This is a genomic window from Inquilinus sp. 2KB_23 (assembly GCF_052115705.1).
GTDB lineage: Bacteria > Pseudomonadota > Alphaproteobacteria > DSM-16000 > Inquilinaceae > Inquilinus > Inquilinus ginsengisoli_A.
In genome coordinates this window covers 1-22,071 of record NZ_JBFRHF010000024.1, presented here as the reverse complement: position 1 = coordinate 22,071, position 22,071 = coordinate 1, and the positions used below count along the sequence as shown (strand labels likewise).

Annotated in this window: 17 protein-coding genes; 11 read left to right on the top strand and 6 right to left on the bottom strand. The window is 66.6% G+C overall.

Going from position 1 to position 22,071, the window contains the following annotated elements; genetic code table 11:
• Positions 1-65: 65 nt before the first annotated feature.
• The 3 genes from AB4112_RS26260 to AB4112_RS26250 all read left to right on the top strand — a co-directional run bounded on the left by AB4112_RS26260 (position 66) and on the right by AB4112_RS26250 (position 3,343).
• A complete protein-coding gene (locus AB4112_RS26260) occupies positions 66-1,502 on the top strand; it encodes an IS1182 family transposase (RefSeq protein ID WP_441723935.1) in 1,437 nt (478 codons plus the stop codon).
• Positions 1,503-1,628: 126 nt separating this feature from the next.
• The gene (locus tag AB4112_RS26255) at positions 1,629-2,222 is read left to right on the top strand and encodes an AAA family ATPase (RefSeq protein ID WP_309793144.1); all 594 of its coding nucleotides are present in this window, start codon (positions 1,629-1,631) and stop codon (positions 2,220-2,222) included.
• Positions 2,219-3,343: a site-specific integrase gene (locus AB4112_RS26250; protein WP_441723933.1), complete on the top strand. Its 1,125-nt coding sequence runs from the start codon at positions 2,219-2,221 to the stop codon at positions 3,341-3,343. The genes AB4112_RS26255 and AB4112_RS26250 overlap by 4 nt, the downstream gene beginning before the upstream one ends.
• A 430-nt stretch (positions 3,344-3,773) precedes the next feature.
• Here the strand turns inward: AB4112_RS26250 and AB4112_RS26245 are convergent, their stop codons facing one another.
• The gene (locus AB4112_RS26245; protein WP_309793142.1) at positions 3,774-4,745 is read right to left on the bottom strand and encodes an AraC family transcriptional regulator; all 972 of its coding nucleotides are present in this window, start codon (positions 4,743-4,745) and stop codon (positions 3,774-3,776) included.
• Between the two features lie 99 nt (positions 4,746-4,844).
• On the opposite strand from AB4112_RS26245, the gene AB4112_RS26240 reads away from it, so the two are divergent.
• The 3 genes from AB4112_RS26240 (at position 4,845) to AB4112_RS26230 (ending at position 8,528) form a co-directional block, all read left to right on the top strand.
• Positions 4,845-5,912, top strand: a complete 1,068-nt coding sequence (locus tag AB4112_RS26240) for an aldo/keto reductase (protein ID WP_309793140.1) — start codon at positions 4,845-4,847, stop codon at positions 5,910-5,912.
• A 179-nt stretch (positions 5,913-6,091) separates the two neighbouring features.
• Positions 6,092-7,102 carry an SDR family NAD(P)-dependent oxidoreductase gene (locus tag AB4112_RS26235; RefSeq protein WP_309793139.1) on the top strand — a complete coding sequence of 337 codons (1,011 nt, stop codon included), beginning with the start codon at positions 6,092-6,094 and terminating at the stop codon, positions 7,100-7,102.
• A 442-nt stretch (positions 7,103-7,544) separates the two neighbouring features.
• The gene (locus tag AB4112_RS26230; RefSeq protein WP_441723930.1) at positions 7,545-8,528 is read left to right on the top strand and encodes an alpha/beta hydrolase; all 984 of its coding nucleotides are present in this window, start codon (positions 7,545-7,547) and stop codon (positions 8,526-8,528) included.
• A gap of 208 nt (positions 8,529-8,736) precedes the next feature.
• On the opposite strand, the gene AB4112_RS26225 is transcribed toward AB4112_RS26230, so the two are convergent.
• Positions 8,737-8,901 (bottom strand): hypothetical protein, encoded by a 165-nt coding sequence (locus tag AB4112_RS26225; RefSeq protein ID WP_309793136.1) that lies wholly within the window; start codon positions 8,899-8,901, stop codon positions 8,737-8,739.
• 36 nt (positions 8,902-8,937) lie between these two features.
• On the opposite strand from AB4112_RS26225, the gene AB4112_RS26220 reads away from it, so the two are divergent.
• The 3 genes from AB4112_RS26220 (at position 8,938) to AB4112_RS26210 (ending at position 11,378) form a co-directional block, all read left to right on the top strand.
• The gene (locus AB4112_RS26220) at positions 8,938-9,483 is read left to right on the top strand and encodes a hypothetical protein (RefSeq protein ID WP_309793135.1); all 546 of its coding nucleotides are present in this window, start codon (positions 8,938-8,940) and stop codon (positions 9,481-9,483) included.
• Between the two features lie 305 nt (positions 9,484-9,788).
• Positions 9,789-11,033, top strand: a complete 1,245-nt coding sequence (locus tag AB4112_RS26215; RefSeq protein WP_309793134.1) for a molybdopterin-dependent oxidoreductase — start codon at positions 9,789-9,791, stop codon at positions 11,031-11,033.
• A gap of 12 nt (positions 11,034-11,045) precedes the next feature.
• The gene (locus AB4112_RS26210) at positions 11,046-11,378 is read left to right on the top strand and encodes a cytochrome c (RefSeq protein WP_309793133.1); all 333 of its coding nucleotides are present in this window, start codon (positions 11,046-11,048) and stop codon (positions 11,376-11,378) included.
• A gap of 442 nt (positions 11,379-11,820) precedes the next feature.
• On the opposite strand, the gene AB4112_RS26205 is transcribed toward AB4112_RS26210, so the two are convergent.
• The 4 genes from AB4112_RS26205 to ccrA all read right to left on the bottom strand — a co-directional run bounded on the left by AB4112_RS26205 (position 11,821) and on the right by ccrA (position 20,499).
• Positions 11,821-13,119: an acyl-CoA dehydrogenase family protein gene (locus tag AB4112_RS26205; protein ID WP_441723927.1), complete on the bottom strand. Its 1,299-nt coding sequence runs from the start codon at positions 13,117-13,119 to the stop codon at positions 11,821-11,823.
• Between the two features lie 17 nt (positions 13,120-13,136).
• Entirely contained in the window at positions 13,137-16,988 is a 3,852-nt protein-coding gene (locus AB4112_RS26200; RefSeq protein WP_441723925.1) for a type I polyketide synthase, read from the bottom strand.
• Between the two features lie 39 nt (positions 16,989-17,027).
• Positions 17,028-19,115: an AMP-binding protein gene (locus AB4112_RS26195; protein ID WP_441723923.1), complete on the bottom strand. Its 2,088-nt coding sequence runs from the start codon at positions 19,113-19,115 to the stop codon at positions 17,028-17,030.
• A gap of 115 nt (positions 19,116-19,230) precedes the next feature.
• The gene (gene ccrA, locus AB4112_RS26190) at positions 19,231-20,499 is read right to left on the bottom strand and encodes a crotonyl-CoA carboxylase/reductase (protein ID WP_309793127.1); all 1,269 of its coding nucleotides are present in this window, start codon (positions 20,497-20,499) and stop codon (positions 19,231-19,233) included.
• 667 nt (positions 20,500-21,166) lie between these two features.
• Here ccrA and AB4112_RS26185 point away from each other — a divergent pair.
• A complete protein-coding gene (locus AB4112_RS26185; protein ID WP_309793126.1) occupies positions 21,167-21,418 on the top strand; it encodes a hypothetical protein in 252 nt (83 codons plus the stop codon).
• A 355-nt stretch (positions 21,419-21,773) separates the two neighbouring features.
• On the top strand, positions 21,774-22,071 hold a 298-nt coding region (locus AB4112_RS26180), incomplete at its 3' end, for a hypothetical protein (protein ID WP_441723921.1).

Sequence of the window (22,071 nt, the reverse complement as noted above, 5' to 3'; positions counted from 1 at the left end):
CCAGGCCGTGTGAAAAGACTGCGGTCTGATACGCTGCCCAAGGGCTGAGCGGGGGGGGGGTAGGCGTGAAGCGTTTCGTCGAGGGTCAGGACCGTCGTCAGATCACGCTACTGCCGGACTGCGTGGACGACTACCTCGGCGAGGGCAATCCGGTCCGCGCCGTCGAGGCCTTCGTCGACGAGCTGGATCTGGCGGGACTGGGCTTTGCCGGCGTGGTGCCGGAGGCGACCGGCCGTCCCTCATACCACCCGGCCACGCTGCTCAAAATCTATCTCTACGGCTGTCTGAACCGGATCGCGTCGAGCCGGCGGCTGGAGCGGGAGACCCAGCGCAACCTGGAGTTGATGTGGCTGACCGGCCGGCTGATGCCGGACTTCAAGACCATCGCCGACTTCCGCCGCGACAACGGACCGGCAATCCAGGCGACCTGTCGGCAGTTCGTGCTGCTGTGCCGGAAGCTGAAGCTGTTCTCCGAGGCCGTGGTCGCGATCGACGGCAGCAAGTTCAAGGCGGTCAACAACCGCGACAAGAACTATACCCCGGCCAAGCTGCAGAGCCGGATCGGGCAGATCGAGGCCAACATCGCGCGCTACCTGTCGGCGATGGATGCCGCCGACCGGCAGGAGGGTGGGGTGGCACAGGCGAAGTCGGTGCGGCTGAAGGAGAAGATCGCGGTGCTGCGGGAGCAGGTGCAGCGGTTCCGGGCGATGGAGGACACGATCCGGGCGGCTCCCGACCAGCAGGTCTCGCTGACCGACCCGGATGCGCGCTCGATGGCGACCAGCGGCAAGGGCACCGACATCGTCGGCTACAACGTGCAGGCCGCGGTCGATGCCAAGCACCACCTGATCGTGGCTCATGAGGTGACCAATGTCGGCAACGATCGCGCCCAGCTCTCGAAGATGGCGCAGCAGGCGCGGGACGCCGGGGGCTATGAGGCACTGACCGTCATCGCCGACCGCGGCTACTTCAAGGGCGAGGAGATCCTGGCCTGCGACCAGGCCGGCATGACGCCGCTCGTGCCCAAGCCGCTGACCTCCGGCTCCAAGGCCGAAGGACGGTTCGGCAAGCAGGACTTCGTCTACATCCCCGAGGACAACGAATACCGCTGCCCGGCCGGGGAGCGGCTGATCTGGCGGTTCGACAATGTCGAGAGAGGGCTGACCCTGCACACCTACTGGGCCAACACCTGCTCCACCTGTCCGATCAAGCCGCAATGCACGACCGGCCAGGAGCGCCGTATCAAGCGCTGGGAACACGAGGCCGTCATCGATGCCATGCAGGAGCGATTGGACCGGACGCCGGATGCCATGCGCATCCGCCGGCAGACCGTCGAACACCCGTTCGGCACCCTTAAGGCCTGGATGGGATCGACTCACTTCCTGACCAGAGGCCTGAAGCGGGTCAGCACCGAGATGAGCCTCCAGGTCCTCGCCTACAACTTCAAGCGCGTGATCTCGATCCTAGGTGTGGTGGGCTTGCTGCAGGCCATCCGGGCCTGACATCTGTGCTGCCGAACCTGCTTCGACACCTGCACGCCGACGAAACCCGGCTCGCGCTCACCAAACACACGTTTCCACACGGCCTCGGCGACCCCTCCGGTCGACCGGATCGGGAGCGGGGCGGCGATGATCATCCATCGCAATGGCTGGCCGGGCGTCGGCAAGCGGACGGTGGCCACCATCCTCGCCACTCGGCTCGGCGCCCGCCTGATCGACAACCATCTGCTGCACGACGTCGCCATCCGCTGCGCCGGCGTCGATGACCCGGCGCGCTGGCCGCTCTGCGAGACCGTGCGCGCCGCGGCCTACCAGGTCCTGGTGGAGCGGCCGCGCGCGGAGCGCTTCGTCATGACCAACGCCTTGTGCGCCGGTGCTGCCCGGGAACGCGAAGCCTGGAGCCGCGTCGTCGCCCTCGCTTTGGCCCGCGGCGCCCCGCTCGTGCCGGTGGTGCTCGAGGCCGACGAAGCGGTCCTCCTGGCCCGGGTCCAGAGCCCCGAGCGCCACGGGCGCAAGCTCTCCGATCCGGAGGCGCTGGCGGCCATGTTACGCGCCGACCGGCTGCTGAAGCCCGATGTGCCCTGGCGCCTCGATCTCGACACCACGGCCCTCTCGCCGGCGGCCGCGGCCGCGGCGATCGAGGCGCATGTGTCGGCGCTGGCCGCCGGTGGCCTGCTGGTTCCGGCGGACGGCCGCCACCTGCTGCTGGTGGACGAGCCATGATGGACGAGATGGGATCCGGCGGCAGGGCAGAGGAGGTGGCCCATCCGGCCACGGTGCTGCCTGGCGCCGCGCTGACCGAGGCCCAGCGAGCCGAGATCCGGGCGCTGGCGGAAAAGGCCGACCAGCTGGTCAAAGCCTCCCTCGCCGAGAACACCCGCATCGCCTATGGCAAGGCCTGGCGGGCGTGGAGCGACTGGTGCCTCGGCTTCGGCCTCGATCCCACCGGAGGCGGGGCCTCTGCCGGCGCCGACCCGTCGGCCGCGGCCGACGAGCGCTGGCTGGTCATGCATCTGACCGCGCTTTCGGAAACGCGATCGCTTTCGACCATCCTGCTGCGCCGGGCCGCAGTGGTGTCGATCCGCAAGCGGCTGAAGCGGCCGCTGCAACTCGACGACACCGGGTTCGAAGCCTTCCTCAAAGGCCTGCGCCGGACCAAGGGCGCCCGGCCGGTGCGCAAGGCGGCGCTGCTCGAGCCGAACCTCCGCGCCGCCTCCCTGGTGTTGACCCCGGCCGTCCATCCGCAGCTGGGAGACATCGGACACGGGGAGGGGGAGGGGCGCCGGGACCTGCGCGACATGGCCCTGCTGCTGATCGGCTTCGCCGGCGGCTTCCGCCGCTCCGAGCTGGCCGGCTTCGATCTCCGCGACGCGACCTTCTCGGCCGAGGGCCTGGTGCTGTTCGTCGGCCGCTCCAAGGCCGACCAGGAGCGGCACGGCGCCGAGATCGGCATCGAGGCGGTGCCGGGTTCGCCGCTCTGCGCCGTCACCATGCTGCGCCGCTGGCTGGAGGCCCGCGGCGACGGGCCCGGCGCCCTGTTCTGCCGCCTCGACCGCGGCGGCAACCCGGTGGCCGATGCCGGCGGCCGTCTGCTGCCGATCGACCCCGCCACGATCGCCCGGGTGGTCAAGCGGGCGATCGCCCGCACCGGAGAAGAGGCTGGGGAGTTTTCAGCGCACAGCCTGCGCGCCGGCATGATGACCGCGGCCGACCAGCTCGGGGTCCCGTTCGAGAAGGCGATGGAGCACGGGCGGTGGAAGAACTATGCCTCCGCCCGGATCTATCGGCGGCACTCCAGCCTATGGACGGGGAATTTCACGGGGAAGCTGCTGGCCGGAAAATAAGCGCGCTGCCGTGCCCAGTTGGGCCGCTTCGTCCCCTATGCGGACCTCTAGAAGCCTCCCGTGCGACTCCGGAGCGGACATCCACATGGACCCTGATCGATCCCGAAACCGGACCACTAGCGTAAGGCAGGTCAGGCCCGAGAACTGACATACTCGCCGATGTCAGATATACCTTGGACGGGCTGATCCTGGCATTCTCCGGCCAGTGCTGCTGTAGCGCCCCCTGCGGCAGCCGGCAGCAGCGCAGAATGCCTCCAACCCGTTGATCACGCGCCTACGATCATCGAGGCCCGCCATAGCATCAACTCGGCAACTATTGTGCAATATTGATATTGCCCGATATAATTGAGTGGATGACGGATACAAATGGCGGCAAGATCGTAGTTCGCTGGTTTGTGCTGCCGCGTTGTTGCCGTTGGGCCGCTGAAGCCTATTTGGCTTCGACCGCGCAACGATCCACCTTGCGTCGGCGTTCGGAATATGTCGGCATCGTGTCCTTTCGGAAGCGACCTGGCGACACACCGATCGCCCGGCTGAACGCGTTGCTAAACGCACTCTCGGACCCATATCCGAGCGACCAGGCGATATGGGCAACGGAGTGATCTGTCTCGCTCAGCTCTCTTTCAGCCAGGCGCATCCGCCAGTTGAGCACGTAGGTCAAAGGCGGGATGCCAACGACATCGCGAAACCGTACCGCAAAGGATGTCCGCGACATTCCGGATAGCTTCGCCAGTTCCTCCAATTTCCATGCGTGAGACGGTTGAGCGTGTATTTCTCGGAGCGCGATAGAGATGCGCCTGTCGTCAAGCGCGGTGAGCCACCCAGATTTGTCTGATTTCGTGGATTCGATGTGCAGCCGTAATGCCTCCACGAACAGCAGCTTTGCCAAGTGCGTGATCGCGGTCGTCGAGCCGGCGCGCTTTCGCTGCGTCTCTTCGGCCAACTCTGTAAGGAGCCAGCGGAGCTTGGCGGCTTCACCTCTCTGACCGTTGACATGTATCAATGGTGGGAGACTTTCCCGCAAAATGCCGCATCGCTGCTCGTCGACCTCCAGCAGCCCTCCGATCATCATGAAATTGGAGCCGTCCCCGACGCGCAGGTTGCCGTCTGCATCCCGTTCAAGCGGCGTGGAAGGAGCATTCGCCAGCCATTCCGAAGCGCTGGCCAGGATAACACCTGGGGCTCCATTCGTTATCACGACGTCGCCAGTCTCGAAGCGAGCCGGAACCGCCGAGCTGCCTTCGGTCGACAGCGTGCACGTCCCTCGGACAACGGCAAGAAACTTGATCGCGTCCGAGCGCTTGAATTTCCGTGCCCATCCACCTCCGGCAATGAGTGTGCCGGTCAGCACGCAGCGAGCATCGGCAAGATCGAGGACATCTGAGAGCGGATCGGTGTGCATAATCGTACTATCTCGCATGAACCTCGCACGATCAAGCATTCATCATTCAAAATGGACGTCCTACCAAAGCGTAATCCTCGCCAATCTAGGGAGTCCTACATGCCTCTTAACCACTTCATCACGCTGGGCCGGTCGGGCTTGCGCGTAAGTCCACTGTGCCTCGGCGCCATGACATTCGGCGAAGACGCCGGCTGGGGTGCGAGCGAAGAAGTCTCGCATGAGATGATGTCTGCCTATCTCGATCGCGGTGGCAACTTCATCGATACGGCGAATATCTATACCGGCGGGCATTCGGAGACGATCGTCGGCGACTACCTCCGGCAGCGGGATGTTCGCCGCGACGGGATCGTGCTGAGCACGAAGTTCTACTGCAATCTATTCCCCGGAGACCCCAACGGCGGCGGCGCGGGACGCAAGGCGCTCATCCAGCAATGCGAGGCCTCGCTGAAGCGTCTGCGGACCGACTACATCGACATTTACTGGCTCCACAACTGGGATCAGACCGCGCCCGTCGAGGAGACGCTTCGCGCTCTCGATGATCTCGTGACGGCCGGAAAGATTCGCTACGTGGGATTTTCTGACATTCCCGCCTGGAAGACGGCCGAAGCTCAGACGATAGCCCATTTCCGCGGTTGGGCCCCGATCATCGCGTTGCAACTCGAATACTCGTTGCTCGAGCGGACAAGCGAGGGGGAGCTCTTCCCGATGGCTCAGGCGCTGGGAATGGGCATCATGCCCTGGTCGCCTTTGAAGAGCGGGTTCCTGAGCGGCAAGTTCAAACGCGGGAATAGCGGCGATGTCGATACCAAGCGGACGGGCTTGGTGGGCGTGCCTAGCGAAGCCGACTACGACGTCATCGAGGCGGTCGCGGCCGTCGCTTCGGACGTGGGCGTAAGCTCGGCATCGGTCGCGCTGGCCTGGGTCCGGTCGCGGACGGGCGTGAGTTCGACGCTCGTGGGCGCGAGGCGTGTCGATCAACTCCTCGCCAACCTGGATTCCATCGACCTCACGCTGTCGGTGGAGCAGATCAAGACGCTCGACGACGTTTCAAAGCCGAAGCTGAACTTTCCCGCCGAGAATAACGCGACGCTCGCCCCGATGCTCGGCTTTCCCGGCATGACCGTGGATGGGCGAACCGTGCCGGCACCGTCGGGGTCTCCGGCTTAGTCGCAACCTGCTGGCCACGGCTCATGACACCCCGGCGAAGTTTGACACCGATGGCCGGCTTACTCGTCGCCATACGGATCGGAGTTTGAACGATCCCTCATGATTCTCGTACGATAGAGCATTAATCGTTCGACATCGCTGGCTTATGCTTATCTCCAGAACCAGCGGATGTATCGCAAATGAGCACAGCACAGGCATCGATCAACAGCGAGTTTGACCGGGCTTCGACGACCGTGGACGTTATCAGGGGCATCAACCTTGTAGGTCGTGTGGCGATCGTGACGGGCGGCTATTCGGGCGTTGGGCTCGAAACTGCGCGCACACTTGCTTCCGCCGGCGGGCGGGTGATCGTGCCGGCGCGTGATGTCGAGCGGGCGCGCAAGGCCATCGCGAAAATAGGTGGCGGGATGGAGGTTCAGCCGATGGACCTCACCGATCCGCAATCAATCGATGACTTCGCACGCGATTTTGTCGAATCGGGTCTGCCGCTTCACCTGCTCATCAACAACGCCGGCATCATGGCGCTGCCCGAGCTCAAGCGCGATGCGCAAGGCAATGAGCTGCAGTTTGCTACCAACCACCTTGGCCATTTTCGACTGACCCTGCGGCTCTGGCCGGCGCTTCGGCGGGCCGGTGGCGCGCGCGTCGTCTCAGTCTCGTCCGCGGGGCATCGCTTCTCGCCGGTGGTTTTCGACGACATCAATTTCGAGCGCCGCGCCTATGACCCTTTCGAGGCCTATGGTCAGTCGAAGACCGCCAACATCCTCTTCACGGTCGGCCTCGACCGGCGAGGCAAGGACGAGGGCATTCGCGCGTTCGCGCTCCATCCCGGCGGGATCGCAGGAACGAATCTCGGCACGCATGTCGGGGTGGAAATGCTGAAAAAGACCGGGTTCGTCGACGAGAATGATCGGCCGGTCATCGATCTGAGCCGCGACCTGAAATCGGTGCCGCAGGGAGCGGCCACCCACGTCTGGTGCGCGGTTAGCCCGCAACTCGACGGCAAAGGCGGTGTGTACTGCGCCGATTCCGACATCACGCCCGTGCTCCCGGAGGGCGGCTCCTTCGCTCTGACTGAAGATCGTGCCAATCGCGGCGCCGGCGTCCAAGCCTATGCGGTCGACCCGAAAGCTGCCGAAGAGCTTTGGCGCAGAAGCGAGGAGATTACCGGTATCTCAGTCCAAAGCTGAGGTAGCACGGCTCGCGACCATGAACTCACTTTTGCATGGTATGGGTGGCCGTGCGGACTCGGAATCACGGCATCGGCCTATTGGTAGCGGGCTCATTGCAGTGACCTCGCAAGGATTGCGAAGCGAGCCCGCCCAGCTGATCGGACATGCGATGGGAGCTGGCATACCAAAGTATAGGGCGGAGCATTCGGCCTTATTGCCGGCTCCCCCTGCACTCCGCCGATCATTGTCCCGGATCTTCCCGAGCCGACAGCAAGCGCGGTCAAGAGCTTAGCAGGCCGGGGAAAGACGCAGATCGGGATCGCTGCCTAGCTTCGGCCCTTCAGAGTCCATCGCGCGCCGATGACGGCAGCGCTACCGCGCCCACCTCAGACGAGCAATCGGACAGAATCCCATGCCGCCCATGCCGAAACTCGCAGCCCTCATCATCGGAGCAAGCCTCATGAGCCAGACCGCCGCAGCCGCCCCGGATGCCGCCACCGATCCGCGCATCGATCCCCAGGTCCGATCATTCCTGGCCGAGATCAACAAGGACAGCAGCCCGTTCTGGGAACTGCCGCAGCCGAAGCCGCAGGAGATCCTGACGGCGCTGCAGAGCCAGACGCCGGTAGACGTGTCGGGCGTCACCACCACCGAGCGGACGATCACGCAGGACGGCCGCAGCGTGAAGATCTACGTCATGAAGCCCGAGCACGTCTCCGGTAAGCCGGGCGTGCTGCTGTTCATCCATGGCGGCGTGTGGATCGTCGGCAACTTCGCCAACCATCAGCGCCTGCTCCGCGATCTCGTTGTCGGCAGCGGACAGGTGGGCGTGTTCGTCGAGTACACCCCGCTGCCGGAAGCCAGGTTCCCGACCCAACTCGAGGAATCCTACGCGGCTCTGACGTGGGTGGCCGCGCATGCGGGCGAATTTGGCGCCGACGGCAGCCGGATCGCAGTGGCCGGCAACTCGGTCGGCGGCAACATGGCCGCCGCCATCGCCATGATGGCCAAGGACCGCAACGGCCCGAAGATCAATTACCAGGCACTGCTGATCCCGGCCACCGATGCCAGCGTCGATACCGAGTCCTATCACAGCTACGGGACCGACCGGTTCCTGGCGCGGGCCTTCATGGAATACGGCTGGAGCCTCTATGCGCCCGACGCCAAGACGCGCGACAACCCGTATGTCTCGCCGCTGCGCGCCGCGGCGGAGGAGCTCAAGGGCCTGCCCCCGGCCCTGGTGATCACCGCCGAGAACGATCCGCTCCGCGATGAGGGCGAGGCCTACGCCCGCAAGCTGAAGGAGGCGGGCGTCAGCGTCGCGGCGGTGCGGTACAACGGCACGATCCACGACTTCGTGCTGCTGAACGCGCTCCGCCACGTTCCGTCGACCGAAGCGGCCCTCCAGCAGATCTGCGACGGGATCCGCGATCACCTCAAGTGATCGCCGCGGCTGCGGCCCCGTGCAGGCCGCAGCCGCCACGCCGCCCGCCGGACGGGATCGCACCACACGGAATTCCACTCCTATTTGGAAAGAGCGCCGCCATGACGGCTTCAACCTCGAAGGTCGCAATCGTCGCCGGTTCGTCGCGCGGGATCGGAGCCAAGTTCGCGCAGCGCCTTGCTCATGACGGGTTCAAGGTCGTCGTCAACTATGTCGGCAATCCCGGCCCGGCAGAGGACTCGTCGCTCGCATCAAGAGCGTCGGCGGCGGAGCGATCGCCGTCCAGGCCGACGTTGCGGACGCCGCGGCCGTTGCCGCTATATTCGATGCCGCCGAGAACGCCTTCGGCAGGTCCGGTGTCGGCGAGGTCCATATCGCGTCGTCTTCACGATGCACTCAGGATATCGCCATGAGCTTTCCAGCTTTCTCGTTCCCACGGTTGCTCATTGCGGCCGCCATCGCTCTCGTCTGCGTCACCGCTCCCGCCCTTGCGATCGGGCCACGGGTGGTATCGGACGACATCGACCCGATTTCACTCATCCCGTTCGCCCCCACTTCGGGCGCGGCGACCATACCCGTCTTGGTGCAGGGCAATCCGTTTGGAACGCTGGAATTCGCTGGCACCGTGACACAGATCATAACGGCGATGTTTGTCGGCGGCCGGACCCGCTACGTGTCGGTCCCGACGCCGGCGGTCGGACCTGCCGCAAAGCGTGGCTCTTATCTCGCGCTGGCCTTCAATCCGACACCCGATTTGCTGCCTGGGTCTTTATGCAGCGGCCGCGCGGTCAGCACCGACGTGGCGAAAAGGCCGATCGTGGTGCGCGCTGCCGCCTGTCTCGACGGGCAGGCGCAATCTGCCGCCACCGGCTATCTCGACCAGGCGTCCGGGCCGGACGATCAGGGCTTCACCGCCCTGATCCGGGAGCTGACGCAACGGTTGCTGAATTTGTGAGCGCCGGACATCAGGTGGCTCAAATCATGAGATCCGACCATGACGTTGGTGAGGCTGGGCAGACGACTTCGCGCCGAGTCTTCCAGGGACTTCCCTCGGGTCGGCAGGGCAGTCTCTGCGTGTGAATTGCGCAAGCCCGACCGCTCATCTCGATCACCTCTTTCGATCAAAATGATCAAACCGATCCGTTGGATTGATCGGACTGCCGGCGAGATGATCGGCGGACCATTGATGGCAGCCGGGGTGAACGATACCCAAGCCGTCTCGCAGCTCGGCCTCCAGCGATCGCGCAAAGGAACTCAAGGATGTCTTCAGTGCTGGGTGATCAGGCCCGAACCGGGCTGAGCCGTCGCCAATTGCTCGGTGCAGCCGGCCTCGGTGGGTTGGCCCTGTTGTCTGCCCCTTCCAGGGCGCAGACGGCGATCAAGCTTCTGCTCCCCGGCGGCCCCGATGAGCGGCCGATCACGACCGCCTTTCCCGAGAAGGGATCGATGATCCTGCAGCGGACCCGGCCGCCACTTCTCGAGACACCCTGGGAGGTTTTCGACCAGGGTGTGTTCACTCCGAACGACCGGTTCTATGTCCGCTGGCACTGGGCGGTCATCCCGACGGCGATCGATGTCGGCAGCTTCACCCTTACGGTGCGCGGGCACGTCAACCAAACCCTGTCCCTGTCGCTGAACGACCTTCTGCGCAACTTTCCTCGGGTCGAGCTCGCGGCGGTCAATCAGTGTTCCGGCAACTCCCGCGGATTCTACCAGCCGCGGGTGCCGGGGGCGCAGTGGGCGAACGGCGCCATGGGGAATGCGCTCTGGGCCGGCGTGCGGCTGAAGGATGTGCTCGACCGGGCCGGCGTCAAGCCGGGCGCTGTCCAGGTGCGCCTCCGTGGCCTGGACGAGCCGGTGGTCGATGACGCGCCGCACTTCATGAAATCACTCGCCATCGACCATGCGCGCGACGGTGAGGTGATGATCGCCTACGCCATGAACGGGGAGCAGTTGCCGCTGCTGAACGGCTTCCCGCTGCGCCTGGTCGTGCCGGGCTGGTATGCGACCTACTGGGTCAAGATGCTGAGCGACATCGAGGTGCTCGACCAGCCCGACACCAACTACTGGACCAAGACCGCCTACACCATTCCCGACACGCCGCGCGCTGACATCAAGCCAGGCCAGACCGGCGTGCCGGTGGTGCCGATCAACCGCATGGTGCCCAGGTCTTTCGTCACCAGCATCGCCACCGATGCCATCCTGCCGGCAGGTAAGCCGACAGAGCTACGCGGCATCGCCTTCGGCGGCGATTGCGGCGTCTTGGCCGTGGATGTCTCGATTGACGGCGGCAGGAGCTGGCAGCCGGCACAGCTCGGTGCCGACCAGGGCCAATATGGCTTCCGCGCGTGGAACGCCGAGTTCACGCCGTCGTCCCCTGGCAGGTACGCTGTCGCAGTCCGCTGCACCAATACGAAGGGCGAGGCGCAGCCTGACACCCCCAACTGGAACCCCGCCGGCTTCATGCGCAATGTCATCGAAGCCACCGAGATCACGGCGGTCTGAGGAGGTCCGGACATGCTTCGCACTCTGTCGCTCGCTACTGGTCTCTTGGGGATTGCTTTGGCAGCCTGGACGGTCGAGGCGGCCGACTCGTTCCAACCGAAATCCGTCTCAATCGACCTTCCCGACAGCGACCAGATGTTCCCGGGAGGATCCGAGGCAGATGCGATCAACAACAACTGCCTGGCCTGTCACTCCGCCGACATGGTGCTCAACCAGCCGGCGCTTCCCAAGACGGCCTGGGAGGCCGAGGTGAACAAGATGATCAACGCCTACAAGGCGCCCGTGGCGCCGGAGGATGTCGCTCCGATCGTCGACTATTTAGCCAAGCTTCAGCCCGGCAAGTGACATCGGATCGGTCTCTGTCAGTCAGTCCCAACGGTGTCCGCTTCGGAGATGCCCGGACACAGTCCGCTTCAGGCGCCATCGAAACGGGAAATGCTGCCGGATTGGAGCGCCAAGTGCTGCGTTGAGCGATGTCCGGTTCGGGGTCTTCGCCGCGACGACCGCTATTGGCGGATATCGTTGAAAAAGTCCCGAACGACTACTTGGAGTGCAAAATCGAGCAAGTTTGTTGCAGATCCGGCCGCCATCTAGCATCTTTTTGTGTTCCGGCCGCCTACTTTTAGTCTCTTTGTTGCGCGCGGAAATGGCGCTCCGATTTTTTCAACAGAATCGGCGCTCAAGCCATATCTGGTTCGTCGGGAAGGCGGGGGGCCGACCTTGCAGTGGAACGACGGCGTTCGTTCCGAAACCGAAGGGAGCTCCTCGCAGTCCGGCGTCTGCCTCATCAGCCGGTCGGGCCGAGCGCCAGACTCTCCATACCCTCGCCATTCAGCGAACGCAGCAGCCAGTTCCCGCCCTGAAGGCCGAGGGAGTGGTTCTCGCCGCCCTGGATCAGGCAGACCGTGATGTCCCGCAACAGCCGCTCGACGACATGGTCCCGCGACAATCCGTTAGCGCCGAAGATCTGGATCGCCTCCGTCGCTACTTCGAACGCGGTCTGGGTCGCGGTGGTCTTGGCGGTGATGGAGGCGAGAAGGTGCGGCCCCTCCTGCGAGAGATTGTAGGCCACGCCGCGGCGGACGGAGGCGCGGCAGAGCTCGAGCTTCCGCCACATCTCCCACAGCCGCCATCTGACATGCTGATGCGCGATCAGTGTCGCGCCGCCCTGCTCGCGCGACCGGGCATAGCGCAGGGCGCAATCGAACGCGGCCTTCGCGACGCCGGTGGCGATGGCGGCGACGTTCATGGCCCCGGAGGTGTGCGTGCCGGCGAACGAGGCATAGAACCTGTCCTGGCTTCGGATGACGTAGCGGACCGGGACGCGGACATCGCTGAACCGGACGTTTCCGGTCGGCAGTGTGCGCTGACCGATCTTCTCGACAGGAGGTCCGCGCTCGATCCCCGGCAAATCAAACGGGACCAGCAGGGCGATGCCGGAAACCCCGCCATCGAGCCGGGCGATGCCGCTGCCGTAATCCGCGGGACAATGGATCAGGGCGCATTCGGCGATCGGGGCGCAGGAGATCCAGTCGGAGGACACCCCGTTCAGGATCACCTCCGACCCGCGCATCACGGCGCGCAGGCTGCCCTCCGACTGCCGGCTGCCTTTTGCCAGTTCGAACCCGACATGGTCGATGGCGTCGGATCCTCTATCCGCCAGGATCGCGATCCAGCAGCCACGCAGAGGGGTGAAGCGCTCGATCAACTCCGGGTCGCCTGTGGCCGCGGCTGTCGCTCCGGCCATCTTTGAGGTGAAGGCCGCGACGGCAAGCCCGGCGTCGCCATAGGCGAGCTCCTCGAAGACGAGCGGCAGGATGCGCGTCAGGCGCTGGGTCCCGAGCGTCGCCAGCCAGGCCGGGTTGATGCCGAGATCGTCGAAGCGCGCCAGGCAGTCCCAGAGCGGCGAGTCCTGGCCAATCACATCCGCTGCCGCCATCGGGTCCAGCCTGGCGGCGGTCGGGCGCATCACGCCGATCGCGAATCGCCGGATCTTCCGCTGGAGATCGCGCTCCTCCTCCGTTAGGTCGACATCGAGCCCGCCGAACCCGAGATGGGGCGCCGCCGCATCCTGGAATGTCTGCATTCATCTGTCCTCGCGAATCATTCAGCCACCAGGGGCACGGGCTGCGCCATCAGCCTCGCCGCCGCGCCGAGGAAGCCGGCCACGGCCTCGACAGCCGGGGATCGCATGATCGAGAAATGGTCGCAGTCGAAGCCCAGGATCCGCAGCGGCCCGGCGCAGAGCGTTGCCAGGGATCCGGCGGCCTCCTCGGAGGTCCGGGCGTTCCCGCCGCGGAGGGCGAGCGCGTAGTGGAGAGGCGCGCGAACTGGCCTCGGCCGATGTCCGGCCAGCGCGGCGGCGTTCGCGGCATGGATCCGGAACACGCGCTCCACGGTGGCGGAATCGGCGATGGCGCGGAACCGGCCGAGGCCGTGCTGCTCGTCGAACACCGCCTCGAATTCGGGATCGGCGACCATCCGATCCAGGAGGCCATCATCCTCGCCCCCGCCGGCGCTGTCGACCAAGCGGCGGAGCCGGCGGGCATGGACACCGTCCGGCAGGGGACTGTCGATGGCCAGCAGGGCGGCGACCGGCGTGCCGTCCTCCTCCCACTGGGCCGTCATCTCCTGGGCAACGGCCCCGCCGAAGGACCAGCCGCCGACGACGTCCGGAACCCTGCCGGCGGCGGCGAGGACGGCCCCGCGGTACAGCGTCGCCAGCTCGGCATGGGGGCGATAGCGGACATCGCCCGCCTCGGCCTCCGGGTGCCGGACGCCGATGATCCGGGCGTCACCGGGCCATGCGGCCGCCAGCTCGCCGTAGCACAGCACGTCGCCGCCAACCGGATGGACCAGCGCCACCAGCGGCCCCGGGCCGTCCCGCAGCGTGAGCAGGTGGCCTGACGGGCCTGTCCGCCGGACCGGCGATATCGGCGTGACGGGGGCCTGTGCAGGCGCCGCCTGGGCCGGTGCCGGGACGGCCCCGTCCGAATAATAGGCGGCGAGGCTGCGCAGCGAGGCGCCGGCGGCGAACCAGGCCATCGGCACCACCCGTCCGAAGGCCTGCTGCAGGCGGCCCCGGATCGCGGTCAAGGCCAGCGAGTCGAGGCCGAGGGTCACCAGGGCCGCGTCGGCATCCCCGTCGGCCGCGTCTCCGATGACGGGGCGGGCGATATCGGCGACCGCGGCAAGGATGCCGTCGACCGGCGCAGTCACCGAAGCGGCAGACGCATCCGCGTCCTCGTCGTCAGCCGCGCCGCGCGGCACCGGCTGCAGGCGATCGCCACGTGGCCGCAGTTCCACTGCCGGCAGCTCGATATGCTTCAGGTCGAAGGCGTAGGTCGGCGCCTCGACGGGGGCGGGCGGGGTGCCGTAGAGGCGCGTCCAATCCGGCGAATGGCCGGCGCAGTACAGGCGCGCGCAGGCATGGACCAGACCGTCGGGCTCCGGATTTTCGTCGCCGCCCGGGCCGTCGCAGAGCGAGGAGATCGCCCGAGTCCAGTCGCCGGAGGCCGCCTTCGCCAGGTTGGAAAGGGCCTTGCCCGGTCCAACCTCGAGGAAGGTGACGCCATCCCTGGCGACGGTGTCGAGCGCCGCGCGGAACCGCACCGGCCGCTCGACCATGTCGACCCAGTAATCGGCCGTGGCGATCTCGTCTCCGGCGCGGCGCCCGGTGACCGTCGAGATCATCTCCATCCCGGGCGGCTGGAGCCGGATCGCGGCCAGGGCGTCGCGGAACGGCGCCAGGATCGGCGCCAGCAGCGGCGAATGGCCGGGGGTGTCGTAGGTCGGGACCCGCGACACCCGGATGCTTTGCTCCAGAAGCGCCCGCTCGGCCTCGGCGACGGCGGCGGTCGTGCCGCTCAGCACCGTCTGCTCCGGCCCATTGATCGCGGCGACGAACAGATCGGTGCCGAACGCGAACACCGTCTCCAGCCATTCGGCGCCGGCGGCCACGGCCAGCATGGCGCCGTGCGGCCGCAGGGTCTCGAACAGCCGGCCGCGGGTTTCCACGGCCTTGAGCCCGTGATCGAGCGACATCACGCCGGCGATGACCGCCGCCGCATGCTCGCCCAGCGAGTGGCCGATCACCATGTCGGGGCTGACGCCGAGCCTGATCCAGGTGCGGGCCAGCGAGTGCAGCACGACGAAATGCGCCAGTTGCCCGGGATCATGGTGGGCGCGGCTGAGGTCGCGGTCGAGGATGGCGCGCTGCACCTCAGCTGCCGTGCCCGGCGCGAGGCGCGCCAAGCAGTCGTCGACGGCCGACCGGAAGATCGGATTATCCCGATACAGCCCTCCCCCCACGCCGGGCCGCCACCCGCCCTGGCCGGGAAACAGAAACACTAGACGGCTCCTCGGCGCGGCCGTGCCGGCATGCCAGCGGCCAGAGGGCACGCCGGCCGCATGCTCGCGCCGCGCCGCCGCCATGTCCTCGCGCGAGGCGCCCACCAGGGCCAGCCGCCGGTCCCAGTGCTCACGCCGCACGCTTGCCGTGTAGCAGAGATCCCGCAATCCCGGTCCGGACGGGCCGAGCGGCTCGTCATAAGCCGCCGCGAGCCTGCCCAGGGCTGCCGGCGACCGCGCCGAGAGCGTCAGGACGCGCATCCGGTCCGGCTGCCGGGCCAATTTCGCCCCCGGCGCCGGCGCCAGCACGGCATGGGCGTTGGTGCCGCTGATGCCGAAGGAACTGACCGCCACTAGGCCGCCCTCAGCCGGCAGGTCGCGGCCAGTCCGCGGCACCTCCATCCCGGCCCCGTCCCAGCGGAACCGTGGGTTGGGGGTGTCGAACCCGGCCTGGGCCGGCGCATGGCGATGGCGCAGCACCAGGATCGCCTTGATCAGCCCGGCGATGCCCGCCGCCCCCTCGAGATGGCCGACCTGGGACTTCAACCCGCCCAGCAGCAGCGGCGACCGCCGCGCCACGCCGCTAGTGTAAGCGTTCCGCAGGGCCGAAAGCTCGATCGGGTCGCCCAGCGGCGTGCCGGTGCCGTGGGCCTCGACATAGGCGACATCCTCCGGGCCCGCGCCGGCCTGGGCCAGCGCCTGGCGGATCACGGCCTCCTGGGCCGCGCCGTTCGGGGCCGTCAGCCCGTTGCTGGCGCCATCGTTGTTCACTGCCGATCCGACCAGCAGCGCCTCGATCCGATCCTTGTCGGCCATCGCCTCGCCGGCCCGCTTCAGCACGACCACGGCGCCGCCCTCGCCGCGGATGTAGCCGTCGGCCTTGGCGTCGAAGGTGCGGCAGGTGTCGGTCCGCGACATCGCCTGCAGCCGGGCGAAGCCGATCGTTTCTTCGGGCCCCAGGATCAGGTTGGTGCCGCCGGCGATCGCCAGGTCGCAATCGCCACAGCGCAGGCTCTGCGCCGCCAGATGCACCGCTACGAGCGAGGAGGAGCAGGTCGAATCCAGGAAGATCGCCGGGCCCTGCAGCCCGAGCGTGTAGGCGACCCGGCCGACGCCGACCGCGCGGTTGGCGCCGAGCTTGCCCCAGGCAGTGATGCGGTGCGGGTCGCCCGACGCGACCGTCCGGCGCGCATAGTCGACGTCGCCGGCCGTCAGGAATAGGCCGACGCGCTGCCCGCGCAGGCTCGACGGCACAATCCCGGCATGTTCCAGCGCGCTCCAGCACAGCTGCAGCATCCAGCGCTGCTGCGGGTCCATCTCCAGCGCCTCGGCCTGAGAGATGCGGAAGAACTCCGGATCGAAGCCGTAGGGATCGTCGACATAGCCCGCCCGCCTAGAATAGGTCGTCCCCGACCGGTCGGGGTCCGGCGAATGCCAGGCGTCGATGTCGAAGCGATCGGGCGGCGTGTCGCGGATGGCGACCTGCGCCGACCGGATGAAGTCCCAGAACCCGGATGGCGTGTCGTTGCCGCCCGGCAGCCGGAACGCCATGCCGATGATCGCGATCGGGTCGACCGGACCGCCGCGGGCCGGCTGGGTGTCCATCGGCCTCGCCTCCCGTTCAGCTTGCATTTTCCGGTCCCGTTACCAGTTGGCCGATTCCGCGATCGGCTCCGCCGGTGCGGACACGGCGGCCAGGGCGCCGGGGCCCCGCAGCACCGCCAGATGGCGGGACAGGGCCTCGATCGTGGTGCAGGTCCATAGCAGGGTCTGGTCGAGTTCGAGCCCCAGCTCGGTCTCGAGGAAATGGGTCAGTTCGACGGCGCTGACGGAATCGAAGCCAGCCTCGGCGAAGGTCCGGCCGGCCGGAGGGAGCTGCAGCTCCCGGCCGGCAGCCCATCGTGCGACCAGCGCCACAATGGTCCCGGCCGAGTCCGCCGGTGCGGGAGACGGGGTCGCGGCGTCGTCGTTCGGACGGATCGCGAGCGGCCCGGCTTTGACCGACCGGCCCTGGATCGCTCGCTCCAGCTCGCCGCGCAGGTAGAGATCGCGGCAAAGCACGCGCTGGATCTTGCCGGCCGAGGTCTTCGGCACCGTCTCGGGCTTGGTCAGCACCACCTCGGCCACCGCCACCTCATGCTCCTGGAAGACGGCGTCGCGGATCCGGGCCACCAGCTCGTCGCGGTTTGCCGTCGCCAGCCAGGACCGCTCGATCTCCTGGACCACGACGATCATCTCTCCATCCTCGCGGTCGATCGAGAACACCGCCCCCCCCGCGGGCTTGAAGGCGTCATGCGCGCTCTGCACGGTGGCCTCGATGTCCTGCGGGTAGAGGTTCCGGCCGCGGACGATCATGACCTCCTTGATCCGGCCGGTGATGTAGAGCTCGTCGTCGATGACGATGCCGAGGTCCCCGGTCCGCAGAAACGGTCCCAGCCCATCTGCCAGACGTGCGCCGAATGTCTGGGCCGAGACTTCGGGGCGTCGCCAGTAGCCGCTCGCGACGCAGGGACCCGCCACCCACACCTCGCCGATCGCTCCCCCGGCGCAGAGCCGGTGGCTGTCGGGGTCGACGATCGCGACCTGCTGCGGCGCCCGGACCTTGCCCGAGCTGATGATGAGGCGGGATCCCGCGCCCGAGGCCGGGACGATCCGGCCGGCGTCCACGGCGGAGGCGTTCACCGAGAGCCTCCGGGCTGGCCGGTCGAGGTCCCCGACCGAGACCATCAGCGTCGCCTCCGCCAAGCCGTAGACCGGCCGGAATGTTTCCTCGCGGAAGCCATGGTCCCGATAGGCCTCGACGAAGCCGTCGATGGTCGAGGCCCGGATCGGCTCGGCGGCGTTGACGGCGGATCTCCAGCTCGACAGGTCGAGCCCGTGCCGCTTCTCGGGCAGGATCCGGCGGACGCAGAGCTCATAGGCGAAGTTCGGCGCCATGCTGATCGTGGCCCGGTAGCGGCTGATGGTCTCGAGCCATCGCCGCGGATTCTGGACCAGCGACACCGGCGGCAGAAGCACGCACAGCGCCCCGTCCAGCAGCGATTGCAGGATGTTCCCGATCAGCCCGAGGTCGTGATAGGGCGGCAGCCAGCAGACGACGATCGTGTCGAAATCGAAGCCGCAATGAGGGCCGATCACCGCCGCATTGGCGATCAGGTTGCCGAAGGTCACGACTGTGCCCTTGGGGATGCCGGTCGACCCGGAGGTGTATTGCAGGAAGGCGGGGGTGTCGGCCGACGGCCGCTGCCGGCCGATGCCGGCGGGATCGGCATCGAGATCGCCCGGCGAGAGCATCGGCAGCGACGACAGCTCCGGACTGTCGGCGAACCAGCCGGTAAGCTTCGGTATCGACGCCTCTTCCGTCAGGATGCAGGCGGCGTCGGAATCCTGCACGATGGCGATCAGCCGGTCCCAGGTGGACCGGCCCGGCTTGGCCAGGTGGCAGGGCAGGGCGGTCACGCCCGCCCGCAGGCAGGCCATGAAGGCCACGACGAAGCCGACGCCGGGCTCGAACAGCATCAGCGCCCGCTGCCCCGCCAGGCCTCGTTCGATCAGCCCGGCCGCATATCGGTCGACCTGCGCGCCGAGCTTACCATAGCTCAGCCGCAGCTTCTCGGTGCCATCGGTGCCGACCACGACCAGCGCGTCCTTGGCCGGATGGGCCGCAGCTCTTTGGGCGAGAATGTCCGAGAAACAGCGGTCATCGGCCTTCGCCAGCGGGTCCGTCGCCATCGAGGTCTCCTTGCGCGCCCGAAGGGCGCGGCATCGGGGTGGCCCGCATCCAGATGACGTGCGGGCTCAGGTCCAATCCGTGAGTGCGGGCGAGCTGCCGCCGGGCGGTCTCAGGTCATTCCAGCCGGCATCCCTCGCCCGCGCGGCCCGAATGCACCAGCACCGCCATGTTGCCGGGGGGATGCTGGTTGCGCAGCATCCTGGCATGGGCCTCCGGCAGCTGGTCCCAGGGAAACAGCTCCGATAGGCATGGGTCGATGCGCCCGGCCATGACGAGCCGGTTGGCTTCGGCCGCCTGTTTCAGATTGGCGAAATGGCTGCCTTGGATCCGCTTCTGCCGCATCCACACATAGCGGGCATCGAAGGTCAGGTCATAGCCGCTGGTCGCCGCGCAGAACACCACCATGCCGCCGCGTTTCACCAGGAAGCTGGAGACCGCGAAGGTGTCCCGCCCCGGATGCTCGAAGACGATGTCGACCTCGCCGGTCGGTCCGGCCGCCTGGCGCACCGCCCGCCCGAAGGCCTTCACCTTGTCCAGATACGCCGCGTGGCCGGCCGAGCCGATCGGCGGTGGCGTCCCCCAGCAGTCGAATTGCGACCGGTTGATCGTCGCCGCCGCGCCCAGCCTGCGGGCGTGCGCAGCCTTCGCCTCGTCGGAGACCACGGCGATCGGCCGTGCCCCGACGATCGCCGCCAGCTGGATCGCCATCGAGCCGAGGCCGCCCGCCGCGCCCCAGACCAGCACAGTCCTGCCGGGGCCGAGGACATGGGGCGCATGCCCAAACAGCATTCGGTATGCGGTCGCCAGCACCAGCGTATAGCAGGCGCTGGCTTCCCAGCTCAGATGCCGCGGCTTCGGCAGAAGCTGAACCGCCTGGACGCGGGTGAACTGGGCGAAGGCGCCGTAGGAGGTCTCGTAACCCCAGATGCGCTGACTCGGCGACAGCATTGGGTCGCCGCCGTTGCATTCCTCGTCGTCGCCGGCGACTTGGCAGCAATGGGCTACGACCTCGTCGCCGACGCGCCAGTTGCGGACATTCGACCCGACCGCCCAGACGATCCCGGACGCGTCCGAGCCCGCGATGTGAAAGGGATGGTCGTGGAAGTCCAGCGGCGACACCGGATGGCCGAGCGCCGCCCAGACGCCGTTGTAGTTGACGCCGGCGGCCATCACCAGGACGAGAACCTCATCCGGGCCGATCGTCGGGACATTGACGACTTCCCGCTGGAAGGCGGTCGGGGGCAAGCCATGATTTTCACGGCGAATGGTCCAGGCATGCATCCGTTCGGGGACGGCCCCCCAGGGGATGGGCTGACCCAGATCAAACAGCGTCCCAGCTGCAAACGATGGGCCGGGAACGTTCCCTTTAAATTGCGTTAACACAATACCCCTCCCGATCCTCAATGCCAGAGGGCCACTCTTGACGATAAAGTAGAATTCGCCTTGTCAGCGACTTATGTGGAAGCTCTGAGTTTCGACAGCGTTCACTTCATGTGACGCCGGCGTCTGTCTGAGAAGATGTGCCATTTCGACCGACATATGACAAGGGAAAATATTCGTCTATTAGGATGAATTGTTGGTGGTCGATGTTTATTAAATTAAATCAACAAATATTCTCAAATACTACATTGAATCATGTAGTAATTTATTTAATCTAGTAATATTTCTGAAATCTAGTTTCAGAGCTTCGGCTGAGTTCCGCCTGACACGAGAATGTCCGCTCCCGGGCGGTGAGCGCTATGTCCGCTTTTGGCGGATATCGTTGAAAAGTCAGAAGGTCATTTCCGCGCGCAACAAAAGACCTGAAAACGAATGGGTAGTGCGCCGAAAAATGCCAAATGACGACCAGATCAGCAACAGGCTTGGCTTGATTTTGCGTCCCAAGCGGTCGTTGGGGACTTTTTCAACGATATCGGCGCCAACGCGACGACGGCAGGCCGGGGGGAAGGGCCGGAGGCGATCCAAGGCGAGATGCTCTGCGCGCGTCTATCGCCACACGATACCATCGCATCGAGGTCTCAGGAGCGGGCATCTTCCGAACCGGCCAACGTTGCCGCTTGGATCACGAGATCAAGCCATCGTCGAGACCGGGCTGACCTGGCCCCAGGTGCTCAAAACCGCGGTCAAGTGGGCGGGCGGAACGTTCGGAGGACAGTCCGCCATCGTCCTCGCGGAGCTGATCCGTGAGGCGGGCAGCCGCGGCGACTTGCCCATCCTCGACGCCTTCGCCGGCCGGTCGGAGGCGGCCGACCAAGCCATCGCTGACGCGAGCTTCGTGGTGCGTCGTCGGGCCTTCGCCTGAGGCTGTATCGGCCGAAGTGGATACCGGGCGAAACGGCTCTTGTCTCCCGCGAACCGCACTGAACCGCTCGCGGTTACGTCCGCTTCGCGGAGCTAAAGTCGATGGCCGGTTTCGGGAGCTCTTCAGGCCGCTGGGCTGGCCAAGCAGGGCCTCTTCCGGCCAGCTTGGGCTGCGTCCGGTTTAGAGAAGTCTCGGCAATGGCCTGAAATGGTGCGCTTCGGACGCGAAGCTGAGCGAGCTGGTAAACTCGGTGGCCGGAAACAAGGCATCTACGACGTTCGCGGGTGCTTGCCGGGCCCCTAGCCTCCAGGCGGCACAGGCCGGACTTTCTCGGCCACTGCAGGAGGAGCATGCCATGACAAAGCTCAGGGAACTCGCGATCGAAGCCCATGGGGGATTGCAGCGTTGGCGGCAGTTTGAACGGCTGTCGGCTGATCTTCAGCAGGGAGGGGTGCTGTGGCCGTTGAAGGGGCAGCCGCAGACCCTCGAACGCACCACGGTCACGGTGGACCTGCGCAGGGAATGGGCCTCCCATGCGCCGTTCGGCGCCGGGCACCGCCATTCCGAATTCGAGCCCGGGCGGGTGGCCCTGGAAGCCGCGGACGGGACAGTGCTGGAGGAGCTCCGGGATCCTCGAAAGAGCTTCGCAGGCC

Bases quoted from the DNA above. Each gene is read 5' to 3' on its own strand.
- AB4112_RS26225 (WP_309793136.1), bottom strand. From the start codon at position 8,901: ATGGACCTCGCCGACACCGGACCTGCCGAAGGCGTTCTCGGCGGCATC.
- AB4112_RS26255 (WP_309793144.1), top strand. From the start codon at position 1,629: ATGATCATCCATCGCAATGGCTGGCCGGGCGTCGGCAAGCGGACGGTG.
- AB4112_RS26200 (WP_441723925.1), bottom strand. From the start codon at position 16,988: ATGGACACCCAGCCGGCCCGCGGCGGTCCGGTCGACCCGATCGCGATC.
- AB4112_RS26240 (WP_309793140.1), top strand. From the start codon at position 4,845: ATGCCTCTTAACCACTTCATCACGCTGGGCCGGTCGGGCTTGCGCGTA.
- AB4112_RS26210 (WP_309793133.1), top strand. From the start codon at position 11,046: ATGCTTCGCACTCTGTCGCTCGCTACTGGTCTCTTGGGGATTGCTTTG.
- AB4112_RS26245 (WP_309793142.1), bottom strand. From the start codon at position 4,745: ATGCACACCGATCCGCTCTCAGATGTCCTCGATCTTGCCGATGCTCGC.
- AB4112_RS26250 (WP_441723933.1), top strand. From the start codon at position 2,219: ATGATGGACGAGATGGGATCCGGCGGCAGGGCAGAGGAGGTGGCCCAT.
- AB4112_RS26205 (WP_441723927.1), bottom strand. From the start codon at position 13,119: ATGCAGACATTCCAGGATGCGGCGGCGCCCCATCTCGGGTTCGGCGGG.
- AB4112_RS26195 (WP_441723923.1), bottom strand. From the start codon at position 19,115: ATGGCGACGGACCCGCTGGCGAAGGCCGATGACCGCTGTTTCTCGGAC.
- AB4112_RS26220 (WP_309793135.1), top strand. From the start codon at position 8,938: ATGAGCTTTCCAGCTTTCTCGTTCCCACGGTTGCTCATTGCGGCCGCC.
- AB4112_RS26215 (WP_309793134.1), top strand. From the start codon at position 9,789: ATGTCTTCAGTGCTGGGTGATCAGGCCCGAACCGGGCTGAGCCGTCGC.
- AB4112_RS26235 (WP_309793139.1), top strand. From the start codon at position 6,092: ATGAGCACAGCACAGGCATCGATCAACAGCGAGTTTGACCGGGCTTCG.
- AB4112_RS26230 (WP_441723930.1), top strand. From the start codon at position 7,545: ATGAGCCAGACCGCCGCAGCCGCCCCGGATGCCGCCACCGATCCGCGC.